General features: G+C 70.3%; 14 protein-coding genes and 5 pseudogenes. 5 read left to right on the plus strand and 14 right to left on the minus strand.

Going from position 1 to position 19,027, the window contains the following annotated elements; genetic code table 11:
* The first annotated feature begins 774 nt into the window (after positions 1 to 774).
* Genes ACZ51D_RS42510 through ACZ51D_RS42520 form a run of 3 tightly spaced genes read left to right on the plus strand, consistent with a single transcriptional unit; the run spans position 775 to position 2,070 of the window.
* Positions 775 to 1,086 (plus strand): transposase, encoded by a 312-nt coding sequence (locus ACZ51D_RS42510; protein WP_465665661.1) that lies wholly within the window; start codon positions 775 to 777, stop codon positions 1,084 to 1,086.
* A gap of 34 nt (positions 1,087 to 1,120) precedes the next feature.
* A complete protein-coding gene (locus ACZ51D_RS42515) occupies positions 1,121 to 1,618 on the plus strand; it encodes an IS3 family transposase (RefSeq protein WP_465665663.1) in 498 nt (165 codons plus the stop codon).
* Positions 1,588 to 2,070, plus strand: coding sequence for a DDE-type integrase/transposase/recombinase (locus ACZ51D_RS42520; protein WP_465665675.1), 483 nt, complete (start codon positions 1,588 to 1,590; stop codon positions 2,068 to 2,070). Before ACZ51D_RS42515 ends, ACZ51D_RS42520 begins: the two co-directional genes overlap by 31 nt.
* Here ACZ51D_RS42520 and ACZ51D_RS42525 read toward each other — a convergent pair.
* Positions 2,027 to 2,428 (minus strand): annotated as a pseudogene (locus tag ACZ51D_RS42525) (YihY/virulence factor BrkB family protein); the annotation flags it as partial. The gene ACZ51D_RS42520 and the pseudogene ACZ51D_RS42525 overlap by 44 nt on opposite strands.
* Before the next feature lie 351 nt (positions 2,429 to 2,779).
* Here ACZ51D_RS42525 and ACZ51D_RS42530 point away from each other — a divergent pair.
* Positions 2,780 to 3,787: a LysR family transcriptional regulator gene (locus ACZ51D_RS42530; RefSeq protein WP_465665665.1), complete on the plus strand. Its 1,008-nt coding sequence runs from the start codon at positions 2,780 to 2,782 to the stop codon at positions 3,785 to 3,787.
* 195 nt (positions 3,788 to 3,982) lie between these two features.
* Here the strand turns inward: ACZ51D_RS42530 and ACZ51D_RS42535 are convergent, their stop codons facing one another.
* The 11 genes and pseudogenes from ACZ51D_RS42535 to ACZ51D_RS42585 all read right to left on the minus strand — a co-directional run bounded on the left by ACZ51D_RS42535 (position 3,983) and on the right by ACZ51D_RS42585 (position 15,667).
* A complete protein-coding gene (locus ACZ51D_RS42535) occupies positions 3,983 to 5,200 on the minus strand; it encodes a M6 family metalloprotease domain-containing protein (RefSeq protein ID WP_465626249.1) in 1,218 nt (405 codons plus the stop codon).
* 225 nt (positions 5,201 to 5,425) lie between these two features.
* Positions 5,426 to 6,631, minus strand: a pseudogene (locus ACZ51D_RS42540) (aldehyde dehydrogenase family protein); the annotation flags it as partial.
* A gap of 33 nt (positions 6,632 to 6,664) precedes the next feature.
* Positions 6,665 to 6,877, minus strand: a pseudogene (locus ACZ51D_RS42545) (dihydrodipicolinate synthase family protein); the annotation flags it as partial.
* 73 nt (positions 6,878 to 6,950) lie between these two features.
* Positions 6,951 to 7,627 (minus strand): annotated as a pseudogene (locus ACZ51D_RS42550) ((2Fe-2S)-binding protein); the annotation flags it as partial.
* A 143-nt stretch (positions 7,628 to 7,770) separates the two neighbouring features.
* Complete coding sequence (locus tag ACZ51D_RS42555) at positions 7,771 to 8,949, minus strand: M6 family metalloprotease domain-containing protein (protein WP_465665667.1); 1,179 nt, start codon at positions 8,947 to 8,949, stop codon at positions 7,771 to 7,773.
* Between the two features lie 42 nt (positions 8,950 to 8,991).
* Positions 8,992 to 10,272, minus strand: coding sequence for an alpha/beta fold hydrolase (locus tag ACZ51D_RS42560; RefSeq protein ID WP_465626293.1), 1,281 nt, complete (start codon positions 10,270 to 10,272; stop codon positions 8,992 to 8,994).
* Positions 10,272 to 11,309, minus strand: a complete 1,038-nt coding sequence (locus ACZ51D_RS42565) for an ABC transporter ATP-binding protein (RefSeq protein WP_465626254.1) — start codon at positions 11,307 to 11,309, stop codon at positions 10,272 to 10,274. The genes ACZ51D_RS42560 and ACZ51D_RS42565 overlap by 1 nt, the downstream gene beginning before the upstream one ends.
* A complete protein-coding gene (locus tag ACZ51D_RS42570) occupies positions 11,306 to 12,118 on the minus strand; it encodes an ABC transporter ATP-binding protein (protein WP_097235659.1) in 813 nt (270 codons plus the stop codon). Before ACZ51D_RS42570 ends, ACZ51D_RS42565 begins: the two co-directional genes overlap by 4 nt.
* Positions 12,115 to 13,107 carry an ABC transporter permease gene (locus ACZ51D_RS42575; RefSeq protein WP_465665669.1) on the minus strand — a complete coding sequence of 331 codons (993 nt, stop codon included), beginning with the start codon at positions 13,105 to 13,107 and terminating at the stop codon, positions 12,115 to 12,117. The genes ACZ51D_RS42570 and ACZ51D_RS42575 overlap by 4 nt, the downstream gene beginning before the upstream one ends.
* On the minus strand, positions 13,104 to 13,985 hold the full coding sequence (locus tag ACZ51D_RS42580; RefSeq protein WP_465626259.1) for an ABC transporter permease: 882 nt from the start codon (positions 13,983 to 13,985) through the stop codon (positions 13,104 to 13,106). Before ACZ51D_RS42580 ends, ACZ51D_RS42575 begins: the two co-directional genes overlap by 4 nt.
* Positions 13,982 to 15,667, minus strand: a complete 1,686-nt coding sequence (locus ACZ51D_RS42585; protein ID WP_465665671.1) for an ABC transporter substrate-binding protein — start codon at positions 15,665 to 15,667, stop codon at positions 13,982 to 13,984. The genes ACZ51D_RS42580 and ACZ51D_RS42585 overlap by 4 nt, the downstream gene beginning before the upstream one ends.
* 436 nt (positions 15,668 to 16,103) lie before the next feature.
* On the opposite strand from ACZ51D_RS42585, the gene ACZ51D_RS42590 reads away from it, so the two are divergent.
* The gene (locus ACZ51D_RS42590; protein ID WP_465665673.1) at positions 16,104 to 16,898 is read left to right on the plus strand and encodes a hypothetical protein; all 795 of its coding nucleotides are present in this window, start codon (positions 16,104 to 16,106) and stop codon (positions 16,896 to 16,898) included.
* Positions 16,899 to 17,024: 126 nt separating this feature from the next.
* Here the strand turns inward: ACZ51D_RS42590 and ACZ51D_RS42595 are convergent.
* Together ACZ51D_RS42595 and ACZ51D_RS42600 are read right to left on the minus strand one after the other, a co-directional pair.
* Positions 17,025 to 17,862, minus strand: a pseudogene (locus tag ACZ51D_RS42595) (IS256 family transposase); the annotation flags it as partial.
* Between the two features lie 721 nt (positions 17,863 to 18,583).
* Positions 18,584 to 18,832, minus strand: coding sequence for a hypothetical protein (locus tag ACZ51D_RS42600; protein WP_465626264.1), 249 nt, complete (start codon positions 18,830 to 18,832; stop codon positions 18,584 to 18,586).
* Positions 18,833 to 19,027: the final 195 nt, after the last annotated feature.

Genomic DNA, 19,027 nt, shown 5'->3' on the forward strand with positions numbered 1-19,027 from the left:
CCTCCCCGAGCACGGTCTCGGTCTCCTCCGTCACGCCGAGATCCTACGACCCCAAGTACGTCATCAGGTCCGTAAGTTATTAATCGTCAGCTCCCTGCGTTTCGACCGGTTCACCGCAGTCGTGCGGTTCTTCCGTGCGAACTCCGCCACGAACCACGGTTTTCCCGCAGCAGTACTCTCCGTCGGCCGGCTTCCTCGCCCGGCCTCCACGTGGATCGGCGTAGGACTCACCGGCACTTCCCCTGTCCCGGCATGGCGCCGGCCCTCACCTGCGACACCTCGGCCAGGATGGATCCTGTGACTGTGGGGTGAGCCACAGGAAATATCTCGGGTGGATATTCTGGTCAAGCGTCACGCAGGGGAATTTTCAAATACTGACTCATGTGCGCGGCGGGCTCGAAGTCTCACAATAAGGAGTATCCTGGAAAGTACCGGAAGAAGTTACCGGTAGGACGATCGCGAGGAGGCGAATATGCTGATCACTGAGGCAGGATCCCCGGCTCTGCGACCCGTGATCGAAAAAATGTCCGCCTTTTCGATGGGAAAGATCACAGGGTGAATGGGGGTCAGGGGGGTGCGGATTCAGATCCTGTTGCCCCGGTCGGCGCTACGTTCATGCAGGCCGGAAGGCCGTTCCCCGCAGGAATGCGGGGAACGGCCTTTTCTGGGGCGGGGCCGTGTGCCGTGGTTCGGCGGAGGACGGGTTGTGAAGTCTCCCCTTGAGGTTGGACACGTGGAGACTGGGCGATGCAAGCCCGGAGGAAGCGGCACCAGGTGGGAATCAAGAGCAACATGGCCAAGCGGTACACGGCGGAGTTCAAGCGGGACGCGGTCGCGCTCGTCCGGTCCTCGCCACACCGGAACGTCACCGAGATCGCCCGGGAACTGGGGGGGGTCAGTCCGGAGGGGCTGCGGGGCTGGGTCAAGCAGGACAGGACCGACCGGGGCGCGGGCCGGCCGGGCGAGCTGACGAGCGCCGAACGCGAGGAGTTCACCCGGTTGCGGCGCCAGACCGTCGAGCAGCAGAAGACGATCGAGATCCTGCGCAAGGCGGCCGCCTATTTCGCGACCGAGACGACACGGTGATCCGCTTCCGTTTCGTTGATGATCACCACGGCGCGTGGGGCGTCAAGCGGATCTGTGCCGTCCTGGGGATCTCCCGGTCGTCGTTCTGTGCCTGGCGGGCCGACGAGGCCGCCCGCCGGGCCCGCCTGCGCGAGGAGGAACTGCTCGCGGCCGAGATCACCGTGATCCACCTCGCTTCCGGGGTGCCTACGGCGTCCCGCGCGTGCATGCGGAACTTCGCCGCCAGAGCCGGGCAGTCAACCGGAAGAGGGTGGAGCGGATCATGCGCGAGCGCGGCATCACGGGCGTGACCCGGTGCCGGCGCCGTGGCCTGACCCGCCAGGCCCGCAAGCCGGTGTTCGTCCCGGACCTGATCGGGCGCGACTTCACCGCACCCCGCCCCGGAGTGCGGCTGGTCGGCGACATCACCTACCTGCCCATCGGCGACGGCCAGTTCCTCTACCTGGCAACGGTTTTGGATCTGCACTCGAACGGCTCGTGGGCTGGTCGATCGCCGACCACATGCGAACCGAACCCGTCACCGACGCCCTGAAGGCGGCCGCCGCGATCAGGGGTGGTGACCTGCGCGGCGCGGTTTTCCACAGCGACAACGGCGCCCAATGCTGTTCCAAGGACTTCGCGAAGGTCTGCCGCGAACTCGGTGTCACCAGAAGCCGTGGGGCCGTGGGCACTTCGGCGGACAACGCCGCCGCGGAGGCGTTCAACGCGACGCTGAAACGCGAGACACTGCAGGGCGCCGAGCGATACCGACCTGAACCGACGTGTCGACCTGTGCGCGGCCCGCGCCGCCGCACAGCCCGACGCGATCGCCGTCGTCCCCTATCAGGGGACGATGACATATGGCGAATGAACCGTCGTGCAAACAGTCTCGCCTGGACGCTCCAGGCGCGCGGGGTGGAGACCGGAGACCGGGTCGCGGTCCTCATGGACCGCTCGGAACTCGGCCCTCGCGGATGTCGTAGACCGCGTTGGACGCACGAATGAACGCCGCAATATAGCCGGAGGCAGACCAGAGCGAGCCGACGAGGCCGATGATCGCCGGCAGTCCGCCGGTGCCACGGCTGGCCTGGAGCTGGGTCACGGCGGTGCGCAGGACGTCACGAGCCGAGCCAGGGGCGAGCTTCTGCAGATTGTCCGGAACGGCGTTGGTCGCCGACGTGCCGGTCAGCCCGAGCAACGAGACCAGCACCAGCAGAGCCGGGAAGATCGCCAGCACGCCGTAGTAGGTCAGCGCCGCGGCCCGGTCGAACAACTCGTCGTCCAGGAACTCCCTGCCGGTACGTTTGAGCACCGCGAACCAGCCCCCGACGGGAACGTCCGTCGGCCCCTCGGCTCCGGGCCGCCCGCCTCGACAGCCCCAAACGTCGTCGTGGCAGCGCGCTCTTGCTCCTGCTCACGCCGGTGTCTGCGGATCAGTCCCATGCCCCGCGTGTTCGCACCGACTGCCACCCGAACCGGCCAGTGGAACGGGCCGGAAAACGGCCTCGATCCGCGCGACCCCAACGCGCGAAGTGCTGCGCGACGGCGCCCGCGACCGCCACGCGCAACCGCCTGAGGTCCTGCGCCAGGCCTCCTGCGGCGAGGCCGTCGGGAGGCGGCTGCGCCGGGCGAGATCGAACAGCGCAGGTCTGATGGCCGGGTCGTTACCGACGCACCCCTACTGATGTGGGACTGATCTCCGTAGCATCTCGCCATGGAGCTCGAATTCCGGCACCTCCGGATCATCTGCAGCATCGCGGACAGCGGCAGTCTGACGCGGGCCGCCGCGTCGTTGCGGCTGACCCAGCCCGGTCTCAGTGCCCAGTTGACGCGGATCGAGCGGGCGCTCGGCGGTGAGCTGTTCAGCCGCGCGCAGTCGGGTGTCGTCCCGACCGCCTTCGGGGAGGTGGTGCTGAGCCGGGCACGGGCGCTGCTGCCGACCATCGACGAACTGCTGGAGGCCTCCGCTCTCGCCGCGCGGAGGAGCTGTTCGCCGCACCGTTTCCGGCTCGGCTCCGTCAACGCTCCCCTGCTCGGCGGGTTGATCACGGCGATCAGGTCGCACCATCCGGAGGCCGAGATCAGTTCGCGGGGCCACGGATGCCCCGTCCCGCTCGTCGAGGACATCGCGGGCGGCCGTCTTGAGGCGGCCGTGGTGGGCGACTGCCCCGGTTATGAGCTCGTGCTCCCCCCTGGAGTCACCGTCGAGCCGATCGCCACCGAGCCGCTCTTCGTGGCACTGCCGGCAGCCCATCCGCTGGCGGCGCTGGAGGAGGTCGCGCTGGAGGATCTGGAGGAAGAGGACTGGGCCGCTCCTCGGCCGGACAACGACCGGATCCGTGAGTACTGGTCCAGGACCCTGCTCGTCCTGGGGCATCGCATGCGCGTCGTCCACGAGGCGGAGGGCCGACTCCTCCTGGACATCGTTCGCCACGGCCACGCGGTGAGCTTCTGCCAGGCCACCTTCGAGGAGGTCCCGGGCATCGCCGTACGTCCGATCGCCGGGAATCCGCTCTGGTACCGGCATCTGCTCGCCTGGCACGAGGAGGGGCCGTTGGAAACGTTGGGCCCCTCCCTCGTGCAGGACGTCATCGAGGCGTACCGGACGGCGTGCGCCCGCAGCACGGTCTACCAGGGCTGGCTCGAAAGGCACGACGGCGCCGTGCCGCCGCAGCGCACTGCGGTGGGCGTGTTGAGCAGTGGCGTGCCTCGCTCTGGGTGAGGCGCCCGGTGGTGTGACACGATCCGCGCGGTGGAGCCTGCGGCGGTGCGATGCGGTCGGCGCCTGTCGCACCGGCCGCACCGCCCGTTGGTCGGAGGCGTTCCGGTGCTACCAGAGCTAATCGCAGTGCTCCGGCCTTCAGGCCGGGGGTGAAGCGATTCACCGGCCTTCAGGCCGGTTGAGGAAGTCAAGGGGTCACCACTTGTAGGTCCAGAGGGTGTCGGTGGACGCGTCGGAGGCGTTCACGTAGATCCGGATGCGGGCGGTGTCGTCCTGGAACCACTGGCCGGGTTGCCAGGTCTGCATGTCCAGCGTGGCGCAGTTCCCGGTGGGTGGGACGGCTTTGGGGTTGGTGACCACCTGGATCGGCCCGTTGCCGGTGGTGATGGAGGTGTCGACCTTGTAGATGACGACGCCGGTGGCGCAGGCGCTGGAGTCGTTGTAGGCGGCCTTGCGGGACTCGGCGACGTAGGCGGTGGTGCCCCTGGTCTTGATCACCGCCAGCCGGTAGCCGCTGCCCCCGTACTCCAGCCCGGTCAGGGTTGTGGTGTACGTGTTCGCCGTGTCCAGGCAGGACACCTGGCTGTCGGTGATCCACCCGAACTTCCACGCCTCCCAGCCGAAGTACAGCGGGGCCGGTCCGGAGATCTTGCCCATGAGGTCCCAGCCGCCGACGTACTGGTTCAGGTCCCCGCTGAAGGCGTACAGGTCGGGCAGGCCGAAGGTGTGGCTGGTCTCGTGGTCGGCGACCTTGTATCCCCAGGACCACATGTCCTGGCCGAAGGTCACCGCCCAGTGGATCAGTACCCAGCTGCTCGTCGGCGGGTTCCAGACCCAGGTCGGGGAGGCGGGGTCCTGGATGAAGGTCGGGGAGTGGCCGATCGCGGTCGCGGTGGCGGTGGGCACGACGTAGAACATGTCGTACTGGGAGAGGTCGACGCCGGCGTTGGCCGCGGCGGTGAGCGCGTCCTTCACGTAGACCTGGTGCGTGGACCAGGAGAAGCCGCGTTCCCAGTTGTAGTCCGTGGAGTTCTTCGGCATGTGGACCCAGTCGGCGTACGGGACCTGGATGTCCAGCGTGGTCTGGCCGTAGGAGGCGTTCCGCATCCAGTCGTTGGCGCCCTTGAGCGTGTCATAGTACGACGTGAGGGGCAGAGCGGTGCCGGCGGCGTCGGGGAAGTCGACGTAGATCAGGCCGATGCGCTTGATGCCGATCGGGTTCTGGAACCGGGTGTAGTCGGTCTGCTGGCCCTCGTCGGTGTACCCAGTCGTCCCCTGCAGCGCGCAGGCGGAGGTGCTGCCGTTGTACGCGTGGGCGGGGTGCGCGGGGACGACGACCAGGGCCAGCAGGGCGGCCAGGACGAGGATGAGCGCTGCCGACAGGGGGCGCCGGGGTCTGACTGAGGGGTCCATGGGGGCCTCCGAAGGGATCGATCCGGTGACGAGCCCTGCTGGCTGTGCCCTGGCGGGTAGTCAGCCGGGTGTCCTGTGCGCTCCCGGGTACGGTCGGCTACTGCCGCCGTGCGGGAAGCGTGCAGGCTATCGTCCGGATCGATCATTGCCTTCGGTAGCTCCCAGCCCTCCATCACGTTGGGTTATGGAATCGGAGACCTCCCTTCCGAAGCCCTTTGGGCGTGATCACCTGGGTGCTCCGCCGGGCAGCATCGTGACGGTTCGCTCGGCGGTGAAGAACTGCAGCGCGGCGGTGCCCTGTTCGCGGGCGCCGTGGATGGCCGCCTTGGCGCCGCCGAACGGCAGGTGGAAGTCGACACCGGTGGAGGGCGCGTTGATCCGGATCATGCCTGCGTCCAGGCGGTCGACTGCGGTCAGCGCCAGGTCCAGGTCCTGGGTGTGCACGGAGGTGGCGAGGCTCTGGGGACTGGAGTTGGCCCTTGTGATCGCCTGGTCCAGGTCCGCCGCGGGCAGCAGGACGGCCAGTGGGCCGAAGAACTCCTCGGTCAGCAGCGGGTGCTCCTCCGCGACGCCGGTCAGCAGGGTCGGCTCCAGGAACCATCCCGGCGCGTCGATCCGCTGTCCGCCGGTCACCGTCTCGGCCCCGGCGGCGCGGGCCGAGTCGACCGCGTGGGTGAGCCGGGAGAGCGCGGACTCGTTGATCACCGGGGCGAGTTCGACGTCTGCCAGGGCCTTGGCGATCGCGGCGCGCAGCGGCCGGTACGCGTCACCGACGGCGATCACCCTGCTGGTAGCGGTGCACTTCTGCCCGGCGTATCCGGCGATCGCGGCGGCCAGGTGGGCGGCGGCCTGCTCGATGTCGGCGTCGGGCAGCACCAGCGCGGCGTTCGCGCCGCCCAGTTCTGCCTGTACCGGTACTCCGCGGGCAGTCGTGGTGGCGACGACGGCCCGGCCCACGGCGGTCGAGCCGGTGAACGAGACCACGTCGGCCGAGCGGACCAGTGCGTCACCTTCGTCGGCCCCGCCGGGGACGACGGTGAAGACTCCTTCCGGCAGGGCAAGGAGCTCGGCCGGCCGCAGGGCCAGGGCGGTCGCCTCGGGTGCGGGCTTGAGCACGACGGTGTTGCCGGTGGTCAGTGCGGGCGCGGCCTTCCACGTGGGGATGGCGAGCGGGAAGTTCCACGGGGTGATCAGCCCGGCCACACCGTAGGGACGCCGGCGGGTCAACAGCAGTCCCTCGCCTGCGGCCGGCTCGTGCACCGTGCCGGTGGGTGCGTACGGTGCCTGGGCGTAGTACCGCCAGATCGCGGTGGTGCGGGCCACCTCGGCGCCGGCCTCCGCGAGCGGTTTGCCGACCTCGCGCACGGTCAGCTCGGCCAGTTCGGCGGCGTGTGCCTCGATCGCCTCGGCGGCCTTGCTCAGGGCGGCGGATCGGGCGGCGGCTCCGGCGGCGAGTCAGCCGGGCTGGGCGGCCCGGGCGCGCTCCTCGGCGGTGAGGGTCTGGTACTCGCCGAGCGAGCCGTTGGGGACGACGCCGTCGCAGCCGTTGTCGACCAGCCAGCGGACGTGCTCAGCGTAGGCGTCGTAGTCGACGGACAGGTCGGGGCGCAGCGGCAGCGCGGTGGCGACCATGATGCCCCGCCAGGGCCGGGTGGCGTCATGCGATGCGAAGGACATGCGAGAACTCCTTGTGGGGTGTGACATTTTACTGGCGCCCAAGGGATGGCTTGGGTGATGCCGGCCACTGGGCTCACTGGTCGGCGAGTTGGGCCAGGGGAACGGGGCAGGCCAGCGGTCCGCGGTCGGCGTCGGGTGCCGGTCGGCCGGTCAGGCAGGCGACGGCCAGGCCGCACATCCAGCCTTGGCACCAGCCCATGCCGGCGCGGGTGAGGAGCTTGGCGGTGCGGGGGTTGCCGGCGTCAGGTCGGCCACGGCCGCGCGGATGCGGCCGGTCGGGACCTCCTCGCAGCGGCACACGTCCGTGTCGTCGTGCAGCCAGGCGGTCCAGCCGGTGCCGGGGCAGTGGGCGGCGCCCATGAGTTCCGCGAAGGCGCGGCGGCGGGCGCGGTGGCGGCGAGCGGCAGCCGGCGCCGGGCGTGCGGCCACGGCGTACGCGGCCAGTTCGCCCTCGGCGATCGCCAGGTCGGCGCCGCCGATGCCGCAGGTCTCGCCGGCCGCGTACGGGCCCGGCAGGCTGGTGCGCTGCCGGTCGTCCACGGCCAGGGCCCGCACGCCATCCGCGGTGATTGGCGAGCCGAGGTAGTCGCTCGCCTCGATGACCGAGGGCACGTCGGCTCCGGCCGCTGCCAGGGTGGCCACGACGGCGAGCAGCGGCCCGCTGCCGGCGACGACGATCCGCCGGCCGGGCAGCGGGAGGCCGCCCTTGAGCATGGCCTGGGCGCCTCCTGCGGTGACCACGCCGGGCAGGGGAACGATGCCCGGCGGGCCGGGACCGGCTCCCGGCCAGGTGTCAATCCTGGCCGGGAGTGTTCGCGCCGGTCGGAGCGGAGCTGCTGTGGGGGTCTCCCTGCAGCGTCACGGCGCGAGCTGAGGGGTGGTCACCGCCGGCTCTACTGCTTGGTGACCTGGATGGTGTCGGAGAGCGGACCCTTGCGCAGCACGTCGATCTTCACCCCGGTGGCGGGGTCGGTGAAGGACTGGCCGGGCTGGTAGGCGGCCATGTCGAGAGCGGTGCAGCCGCTCGGCGGGGTCGCGCCCGGGTTGCCGTTGACCACCTGGACGGGCCCGTATCCCGTCTGGGTGGAGGTGTCGACCTTGTAGATCAGCACGCCGGTGGAGCAGGCTTTGGCGTCCCCGGCGACGGCTCGGCGGGATTCCGCGACGTACGCCGTGTCCTCACCGGTGCGGACCATGGCGATCTTGGTTCCGCCGGGGCGTTCGACGGCCTTCAGGTGGACGGTGCGACTGCCGGAGGCGGGCAGGCAGGCGACCTGGCCGTCGTCGATCCAGCCGAACTTCCAGCGCTCCCAGCCGGTGTGCTGCGGCGCCGGGCCGGCGATGTTACCCATGAGGTCCCAGCCGCCGACGTAGGGGTGGACGTCGGTGCCGGTGAAGGCGTAGAGGTCGGGCAGTCCGAAGGTGTGGGAGGTCTCGTGGTCGGCGACCTTGTAGCCCCAGTGGTACATGTCCTGGCCGAAGGTGATCGCCCACTTGATCCGGGTGCCGTCGGCGGTGATGCCGGCGGTGGTCGGGTCGTAGAGGTAGGTGGGCGAGAAGGTGATCGCGGAGGCGGACTTGGTGGGGACGATGTACAGCATGTCGTACTTGGAGAAGTCCACGTACGGATCGGCGGCCTGGACGGCCTGCTTCACGTACAGCTCCTGCTCGTCGAACGTGATGCCGCGCTGGAATCCGTAGGAGGCGGAGGTCTGCGGCATGGTGATCCACCGCTTCAGCGGATCGATGTCGAGGCGGAGCTTGCCGTAGGAGTCCTGCTTCATCCACTCCTGCGCGGGGGCGAGTTCGCGGTAGTAGTCGTCGACGGATCCGGCGGCCGGTGCGTCGGAGAAGTCGACGAACAGCATCAGCACGTGCTTGGTGCCCAGGGGCTGCTGGAACTGCGTGTAGTCGGTGTTGTGGCCTTCGTCGGTCCAGCCGGTCTTCCCAGGCAGGGCGCAGCCGGAGGCGGGCGCGACGGTGGTGGCCCGGGCGGTATCCGCAAGGGCCGGGGTGGCGGCGACCAGGGGGAGGGTCGCGGCAAGTACGGCGGCGAGGGACTCGAGTCTCATCTCTTCGTTCCTTTCCCACCGCAGGGGCGGGGTGGTGGGGGATCAGATGCGCGCGGCGGCAAGGTCCATCAGGCGGGCGAGGACGCGGTCGCCGGAGGCGGTGACCCCGTCGTGCTCCCACTCGTTGGTGACCCAGGTGCGCAGGGAGCCGACCGTGCGGGCGGTGCGCAGGGACAGGCCGGCGTCCACGTACATGTCGTCGTGGTAGATGGCGGCGGCGATCGGGACCCGGTTCGCGGCGAGTCGGACCGGGTCGTACAGGGCGGGCCAGTCGGTGCGTTCGGCGAGCAGGTGGACGGCCTCGGCGAACGGGCGCAGCCCGGTGATCTCCTCGAACGTCCAGGGGTGGAACATCTCGCCGGTGAACAGCAGGGGGTCGGCGTCCTCGGCGAACTCGGGACGGGTGGCCATGGCCCGGGCGGCGGCCCAGCCGGTGGCGGCTCCGGGGCGGCCGTAGATCGACTCCTGGAGGGCGGCGAAGAGCGGGTTGTCGGTGAAGGCGGTCAGGTTCATCACCTGGTGCAGGAAGGTGGCCGAGGGCTCGCCGTCGAGGTCGAGTGCCTCGTCGAGCAGCCAGTGCAGGCGCTCGAAGCCGTCTCCCATGCCGAGCATCAGGCCGAGGATGCGGAGCCGCCGTACCGTGAGCCGGTCGCCGTCGGGCAGGTGGACCGGGCTCCGGTCGAGGAGATCGGCCAGCCTGCACACGAGTTGGCGGTCGCCGGGGTAGCGGGCGTAGTACGCGGTCGTCTTCTCCCGGACCCGGGGGTACGTGGCCGCGTAGACGTCGTCGGCGGTGGTGTCGAGGCCGGGCAGGCCGCCGGTGATGTAGCAGGCGCGCAGGCCTTCGGGGGCGAAGGAGAGGTAGCTGAGGGTGACGAAGCCGCCATAGCTCTGTCCGAGGGTCTCCCATGGCTCGTCGCCGCATAGTTGGCGGCGGATCAGTTCGGCGTCGGCGACGATCGAGTCGGCGCGGAAATGGGCGAGGTGGTCGGCCAGGTCACGGGCGGCGCCGAACCGGGCGGCGGTCCTGGCGGTCAGCGGTGTGGAGCGGCCGGTGCCACGTTGGTCCAGCAGCAGCACCCGGTGGCTCCTGAGCGCGTGGCCGAGCCAGCCGGAGGTGGCGTTCAGCGGGCGGGGGGACTTCCCGCCCGGGCCGCCTTGGAGGTAGAGCAGCCAGGGCAGCCGGTCGTCGGCCCGCGCCGGATCGACGACCTCCCGGGCGAACACCTCGATGGTTCCCCGCGCGGGGTCGGTGTGGTCGAGCGGCACGTCGAAGGCGTGGTCGGTGATGGCGAGCCCGGACAGCCGGTACTGGGCGCGGATCACGGCGTCCTCTCGGGGTAGTGGCAGGCGACTTGCTGTCCGGGGGCGATCGTCCGCAGCTCGGGGCGTTCGGCGGCGCAGAGTTCACCGGCCTTGGGGCAGCGGGTGCGGAAGCGGCAGCCGCTGGGCGGGTCGAGCGGGCTGGGCAAGTCGCCGTGGAGCACGATCCGCTCCCGCCCGCGTTCGGCGTCCGGGTCGGGCAGGGGCACGGCGGACAGCAGGGCGTGGGTGTACGGGTGTGCGGGGTGGGCGAACAGGGTGTCGCGGTCGGCGGTTTCGACGACCGATCCGAGGTACATCACGGCGATCCGGGTGCTGATCTGGCGCACGGCGCCGAGGTCGTGCGCGATGAACAGGTAACTCAGCCCGTACTCGTCCTGCAGGTCCTTGAGCAGGTTGAGGATCTGCGCCTGGACCGAGACGTCGAGGGCCGAGACCGGTTCGTCGCACACCACCAGCTTCGGGCGCAGGGCCAACGCCCGTGCGATGCCGATGCGTTGGGCCTGTCCGCCGGAGAACTCGTGGGGGTTCCGGTCTGCGTGTTCCGGTCGCAGCCCGACCCGGGTCAGCAACTCCTCGACCGGTTCGCCGGGTTCGAGGCCCTGGTAGCGGGAGGGTGCGGTGAGGATCTGGCGGACGCTCTGGCGGGGGTTGAGCGAGGAGAAGGGATCCTGGAAGACCATCTGCAGCTCGCGGCGGAGCGGGCGCAGGGCCGTCTCGTCCAACCCGGCCAGGTCTTGCCCGGCGAAGTGGATACTGCCCGAGGTGGGCCGTTCCAGGCGGGTGATCAGTTTGGCGACGGTGGACTTGCCGCATCCGGATTCGCCGACCAGGCCGAGGGTCTCGCCGGGCCCGACGGTCAGGGAGACTCCGTCGACGGCTGCGACGTGGCCGGCCAGCCGCCGCGTCAGACCGTGGCGGACCGGGAAGCGCTTGACGAGGTTCCGCGTTTCGAGCAGAACGGTGCGACCGCCTCCTTCCGCTGCTCGCCGGTCCGCCTCACTCACCGTGCTCCTCCTGATGGCTCGCTCGCTCATGTGGTGGCTCCCAGGGTGGGCAGCCGGTCCGGCAGGGGTCCGTCGATGCGCGGGACGCAGGCGAGCAGGCCGCGGGTGTACGGCTCCCGCGGCCGCTGGAAGACGTCCCGCACCGGGCCGCGTTCGACGGCGCGGCCCTGGTGCATCACCACGACCTGGTCGGCCAGCCCGGCGACCACGCCCATGTCGTGGGTGATGAGCATGATGGCCGTGCCGGCCTCCTCCCGTAGCTCGCGCAGCAGTTGGAGGATCTGCGCCTGCACGGTGACGTCGAGCGCGGTGGTCGGCTCGTCGGCGATCAGCAGGTCGGGTTCCAGGCACAGCGCCATCGCGATCATCACGCGCTGGCGCATTCCGCCGGAGAACTCGTGCGGGTACGAGCGGGCCCGTCGTTCCGGCTCGGGGATGCCGACCCGGTCCAGCATGCGCACCGCGACCCGGTGCGCCGCTCTGCGTCCGGCGCGGTGGTGCGCCCGGTAGGCCTCGGCGATCTGGAAGGCCACTGAGTAGTACGGGTTGAGGCAGGACAGCGGGTCCTGGAAGACCATCGCGATCCGGTTGCCTCGCAGTCGGCGCAGCGAGCGCTGGTCGAGTGCGGTCAGCTCCCGACCGTCGAAGTGGATCTCGCCGCTGACCCGGGCGTCGCGCAGCAGGCCGAGGACGGCCAGGCTGGTGACCGACTTGCCGCTGCCGGACTCGCCGACCACGCCGAGCACCTGCCCCGCGTCCAGGTCGAGGTCGAGCCCGTCCACGGCGCGGACTCCGGAGCGGAACTCCACGGCCAGGTCACGTACTGTCAGCAGGGTCATCCGAGGGCCCTCACTCTCGGGTCGAGCACCGCGTACACCAGGTCCACCAGCAGGTTGGCGAGCACCACGAAGGAGGCCGCGAACAGGGTCACCCCGAGGATCACCGGCTGGTCGGCGGAGGCGATCGCATCGGCCGCCAGCTTGCCGACGCCGGGCAGGCCGAACACCGACTCGGTGATCAGCGCGCCGCCGAGCAGCGCGCCCAGGTCCATGCCGAAGATGGTCACGACCGGCATCAGGGCGGGCCGCAGGGCGTGCCGCCGCACGACGGTGATCTCGGGCAGGCCCTTGGCGCGGGCGGTGCGCACGTAGTTCTGGCCCAGGCTCTCCAGCATCTCGCCGCGGGTGACCCGGGCGTAGATCCCGGCGTACAGCATGGCGAGGGTGATCCAGGGCATCACCATCGACCGCGCCCAGCCGACCGGGTCGTCGGTGAACGGCACGACCTGCGGGTACGGCAGCAGTTCGAGCCGCACCACCAGCAGGTACTGCAGCACCAGGGCGGTGAGGTAGATCGGCAGCGACACCCCGCCGAGGGCGGCCGTCATCGCGGCCCGGTCCCACAGGCTGCCGCGGCGCAGGGCCGAGACCACCCCGGCGCCGACGCCGACGGCGAGCCACAGCACGGCGGCACCGATGGCGATCGAGAAGCTGACCGGCAGCCTGCTGGTGAGCAGCTGCCACACCGGCTGGTCGGTCTGGAAGCTGAAGCCCAGGCACGGGAAGGGGCAGTTGACGGCCTGCGCGCCGCTGCCGTACGTCCGGCCGGAGACGATGCCGGCCAGGTAGTCGCCGAACTGGGTGAGCGGCGAGTGGTTCAGCCCGAGGGTGGTGCGGATCTCGGCGATCCGCTCGGGGCTGCACGCCTTGCCGCAGGCGCCCTGCGCCGGGTCGGCGGGCATCAGGTAGAAGACGGCGAAGGTGGCGGCGCAGATCACCAGCAGGATGGCCGCCGTGACGGCCAGTCTGCGCAGGAGGTAGAGGATCATCGTCGCTGGCTCCGGGGGTCGAGCGCGTCACGGACGGCGTCGCCGAGCACGTTGAAGGCGAGCACGGTGACGAACAGGAAGGCGCCGGGGATCAGGAAGTAGGCGGGGTCGGCGGCGTACCAGGGCACGGCGGTGGCGATCATCTGGCCCCAGGAGGCGGTGGGGGCCTGGACGCCAACGCCGAGGAAGGACAGGCCGGCCTCGGTGGCGATGTAGCCGGGGATCGACATGGTGGCCACCACCAGCACCGGTCCGGTCAGGTTGGGCAGCACCTCGCGCAGCAGCAGCGCCCGGCGGGAGGCGCCGAGCACCCGGGCGGCCGCGACGAACTCGCCCCGCGCGAGCACCATCGCCTGCCCGCGCACGATCCGGCCGACGTAAGGCCAGCCGAAGAAGCCGAGGACCACGACCAGCAGCAGCCGGCGGTCCGTGCCCGGCGCCGCCGAGATCAGCGCGATCATGAAGATCAGGCTGGGGAAGGACAGCAGCAGGTCCATCGTGCGGCCGATCGCGGTGTCGACCCACCCGCCGAAGAACCCGGCGACCAGGCCCAGCGCCGTGCCCACCACCACCGAGAACACGGTGGCGAGCACGGCGATCAGCAGGGACACCTGTGCGCCGTACACCACCCGGGCGAGCACGTCCCGGCCGTTGACGGGCTCCACGCCCAGCCAGTGCCGGGCGCTGATCCCGCCCGCCGCGCCCCGCGGCAGGCCGCCGAGCGCCGGGTCCACCGCGTCGCCGTGGAAGGCCGTCGGCGAGCTCCCGGCGATCCAGGTGATCAATGGCGCGGCCAGCGCGACCAGGACCAGCCCGGCCACCACGGCCAGCGCCAGGGCCGCGGAGCGCTGGGCCAACAGCCTTCGGATGACGGTCACTTGCGCAACCCCAGGGAGACCAGGTCGAGCCTGCCGACATAGGCGACCTGCCCGTACGCTCCGGTGACGTTCGGACCGACGAGGATCGGCGCCTTGTCCCACAGGAACGGCACCACCGGGGCGTCCCGCATGATCTGCTCGGCCAGCTGGCCGTACGCCGCCTGGGCCGCGGCCGGGTCGCCCATGGCGGCGATCGTGTCGATCTGCGCGTCGACGGCCGGGGAGTCGTACTGCGCGTAGTTGTTGTTGCCCTGGGCGGTGATCAGGCGGCCGTCGAACACGATCGGCAGGTACGTCGAGGCGCCGGGCCAGTCCGGGGACCAGCCGGCGATCACCAGGTCGTGCTCCTGGGAGGTGTTGCCGACGGTGCTGTAGAAGGCGGAGGAGCTGATCTCGTTGATCTTCACGGTGATGCCGGCCCGGCCGAGCGAGGCCTGGACCGCCTCGGCCTGTGCCTTGCCGGTGGCCGTGGCGGGGGCGTCGAGGGTCAGGGTGAGGTCGGAGGCGTGGCCCGCCTCGGCGAGCAGCGCCTTGGCCTTGTCCGGATCGCCCTTGCCGTCCTTGCTGGGGTAGGGGTCCTCGGCCGGGTAGCCGAGGGACGGTGGCAGTAGGCTGGTCGCCAGGTCGCCGGCGATCGGGCCGCCGCGGGTGGTGCGCAGGGCGTCCTTGTCCAGCGCGTAGGCGACGGCCTGGCGCACCCGGACGTCGTCGAGCGGCTTGTGCTTGGTGTTGATGCTCAGGTAGCGGGTGTTGATCGAGTCGCCGGTGACCAGCCGGCTCTTCAGTCGCGGGTCGTTCAGCACTCGCCCGACCGAGGCCGGGCCGATCGGCTCCATCGCGACCGCGTTCGCGTCCTCCCCCTGGCCGGCGATCAGCCGCTGGTCGACCACGGCGGCGTCCAGGCCCAGGTCGATGACGACCTTGTCGGGCATGGCTTTGCGGACGGTGTCGGCGGCCGGGTCCCAGTCGGTGTTGCGGACCAGGGTGAGCTGCTTCTTGGGGTCGAAGCCGTCGATCTTGTACGGGCCGGAGGAGAACGGGCGGGAGTCGTAGTTGACGCCGGTGTCCTTGTCCTGCGGTACCGGGGCGAACATCGGCAGCGACGCCGCCGAGCCGAAGTCGGCCACCGGCTGCTTGAGATGGAAGACGACGGTGCTGGCGTCAGGGGTCTCGATCGAGGCGAGCCCGGCGGGATCCTTGTACGGCCCCTTGTAGCTGTCGCCACCCACCAGCCACATCCGGGCGTACGGGGGGCCTTCGGGCAGCTCGGCGGCGAAGGTCCGCTCCACGCCGTACTTGACGTCCGCGCTGGTGATCGGCCGGCCGTCCTCGAACTTCACACCGGGCTTGAGCGTGAAGGTCCAGGTCCTGGCACCGTCGCTGGGGCGCCCGGTGTCGGTGGCCAGGTCGGGCACGATCTTCCCGCCCGCCTGCCCCGGCGCGGCGGCGAAGGTGGTCAGCGTCCGGTAGATCAGTCGGCCCACGTCCTGCGAGGACGTGACGTAGTTACGTGCCGGGTCGAGATGCTCAAGATCGAGCGTGGACAGCACATGAAGCGTGCCGCCCTTCACCGGGGCCGCGTTCGGTCCGCCGGCGACGCCGCTGTCGGATCCCGTGCACCCGGCAACCGACAGCAGCCCCAGGGCCGCACCGAGGGCCAGCCCGACTCTTCGCTGTCTCACGTCTTCTCCTTGCACGATGTGACATTTCATGCGTGGGAGAAGAGTGACCGACCGGGGGACGTCCCAGAAGATCCCAGTGCACCATCACATCGTGTTATGGCCTTCGCACGGGACCTCGCCGTAGATGGCGTAGACGTGCCCGGGGTCGGACTGTCGCTGCCGAGGCCTGAGTTATCGGGCGGGAGGGTTCGGTGCGTTGACGGCGGACCAGGCGTGGCGGTAGTTGGTGGTGATGCGGTTTCCGAGAGCGGCTCACCGAGACCGCCCGCAAGCTGAGCTTCCTCGGACACGTGCGTTCAGCGGGTGTCCGGGTAGTCGGGGCGGGGTCGGGACGGCGGGGCGCCTCATAACACGTCGTTATGGGGAAATGGATGCTGGCGGAGCCGCCCGCCTGCTCAGCATCCTGTCCTGGAGACCGCCACCCACCCATGGAGTGATGATGATGCGTGCGAGGAAATGGGCCACCGTCTGCGCAGGATTCGTGACGTTCGCGGCGTCGATACTCGCCGGCACCACGGCCGAGGCCTCCGTGAGCCCCGGAGGTGGGGCGGACAAGGCAGGTGGCACTGCGGGATCGGTTCACAACCAAGGCCGGGTGAATCTCTATACTCCGGCCTCGAACCAGATCGTCGAGCTGTCGACCAGCTTCGTGGTCCCGCCGATGCCGTCCAAGGTCGGCACCACCTTCCTTTGGCCCGGACTCGAGCCCGTCGACAACGGAGTGAACTTCGAGCCGATCGGCAAGGGGGTGCTGCAGCCGGTCCTGACCTGGGGGCCGAGTTGCGCGCCTGCGGCGGGCAAGCCTGCTGAAGCGTACTCCTCGTGGTGGATCTCCGGACAGTATGTCAACACGCTGGGGAGCCAGCCCGGGGACCAGGGATGCTTCTCGGGAGCGGCAATGCTGGTGAAGCCCGGTGACAAGTTGGAGGTCGACCTGAAACTGGAGTCGGCCAGTGGCCAATGGGTCCAGACCATCGGCGACAAGGGGAAGCGAGTCTCCTTCAGCTTCGACCTCCAGGGCCAGGCCCAGGACCGCGTGATGTTCTACATCGAGAACTACGACGGCGCCCCGTACGCCGGTCCGCTCTCCTTCTCGCACACGACGGTCACTTTCGCGAAGGCGGACAGCAGCACCTGCCTCAGTTGGGCTGCGGTGCCCGGCGTGTCCGGCGTGCGGTCAGCCAAGCACGGCCGCAAATGCGTCATCAACACCGCGACCGTGGCCCTCTGACCGGTTTGCTCGCCAGGCGGCCATCCCCGAAATCGGCCACCCGCGCTCATGGCCTCGCCAGAGTTGCTCACCTTGGTTCCCCGCCTGTGGGCGGCTGGAGCCACGCAGCCTGGGCTCGGCCAACCCGCATGTCTGGGTGATCGCCGGCGGCCATACCGTCTCGATGGCTTCGGGCAGGCCCTTCAGGCCGTCGCAGACGACCATGCACACGTCCTGGACGCCGCCTGGACGCCCCGGTTCTTGATCTCTGTCAGCACCTGGAGCCAGTACTTGACGCCCTCGCCGCCGTCGCCGGCCCACAGGCCGAGGATGTCGCGGGTGCCGTCGACGGTGACCGCCAGGGCGACGCAGACGGGCCGGTTCGCCACCTGCCCGTCGCGCACCTTCACATGCACGCAGTCGATGAAGATCACCGGACCGACCGGGTCGAGCGGCCGGTTCCGCCACTCCGTCATCCCGTCGATGACCTTGTCGGTGATGGTGGAGATGGTCGTCTTGGACACGCTCGCGCCGTAGACCTCCGCCAGGTGGGCGGAGATGTCGCCGTGCGTCAGGCCGCGCGCGGACAGCGACAGCACCATCTCTCGTCCACGCCGGTCAGGCGGCGCTGCCGCTTCTTGACGATCTGCGGCTCGAAGCTGCCCTCCCGGTCGCGAGGCACCTCGATCTCGACCGGGCCGACCTCGGTCAGGACGGTCTTCGGCCGTACTCCGTTGCGCGAGTTCCGGCTGCCCGCCCCGGCCGGGTCGTGCTTCTCGTACCCGAGGTGGTCGGTGATCTCGCCCTCCAGGGCGGACTCCAGCACGCGCCTGGTCAGCTGCTGCGGCAGCCCGCCCTCACCGGTCAGCTGCAGGCCACCCGCCCGGGCCCGGTCGACCAGCTGGGCGATCAACTGGTCGTCCAACGGGTCCGCCGGCAGCTCGACCGGCCGGACCTCTTCAACCGCCTCAACGGAGACAGTCACGTCGCTCATCAGGTGCTACTTCCATGATCGGGAGTTGCACCGTTCAAAGTGCAGACCCTGTCTGGCCGGTATCGCCGACTCCTGTCTACGAGCGAAACGCTAGACCCGCCCGCAAGGAATGTCTACTCCGGCGAGCATAGATTTTGCGGCGTCCGGGTGTGAGGTAATCTGCCGCTGCGCGGCGGCGGCAACCCCCCGAGCCGCCGCCGCGCGCGCCAGAATCGCGACCCTGCCCGACCAGGCGTTCAGGTCGACCCTGAACCTGGCGTGGCGGCCGCTGCGAATGCGCGGTGCTGCCCGTTGGGCGAGCTTCCGCACGGTACCGGTGACGGCCATTGCCCGGTCCGGGTCAAGCCGCGGTGGTGAGGTCGGCGCGGCCGAACAACGGCGCGTAGCCGTGGGGAAGGTCGGCGAGGAGACGGTCGTGAGCTGGTCGCCTGCCAGGGCGGCGAGGGCGTAGGAGACGTCCCCGCGGGCGCCGTGAGGCTGGTGTTCAGGGCTCGGGCGACGGCTTCGACGACCCGCATGCGCGCCGACCTGTCACTGGACGCGCTGGAGACGGCGTTGTGGCGGCGGAAGATATTCATCGACATCGTCGGACTGGCCGGCGTACTGGTCGTGCTCCGCCGTCCGGTTCCGGCACGGGGGCCGGTGCGCGCACCCCGCGCGACCGGGGCGAACCGCCGCCGACGGCCTGCGGTTCGCCCGGAGCGGATCGTCGTCAGTACTCGGAGCCGCTTCGCAGGTAGGTGCCCGCGGCCTGGAGCCATGCCCCGGGGCTGAAGCAGGCCTCGATCCGGTGGGGCGTGTCCTCGAAGACCCGCAGGACGCGCAGCGCACCACTCGGGTGCAGGTCGTACTCGAAGGTGACGCCGCTGTCCGTGTCGTCCTCGTACTGCAGGTCCAGCGGTCCCTTCGACGGCTCCGCCGGTGCCCGGGCGTCGGTCGAGAGCTTCACGTAGACGGACATCTCTGCGTCCCGCCTTTCCTGTCTGCCCGAGGACTCCGGCCCACGAGGCCGTCCCTCAGGACGCTTCGCCCGGTGGCTCGGGACCGATGCCGGTGGCGATGAGGATCTGCCGTGCCGAGTCGGTTCCGTCGGCCTCGACCGCGCGGGCCATCGCGGCCAGGGCCGCCTCCTGGCTCGCCTGCGGGGGGACGACGA

The sequence above is a fragment of the Kitasatospora sp. NPDC033851 genome (assembly GCF_055576085.1).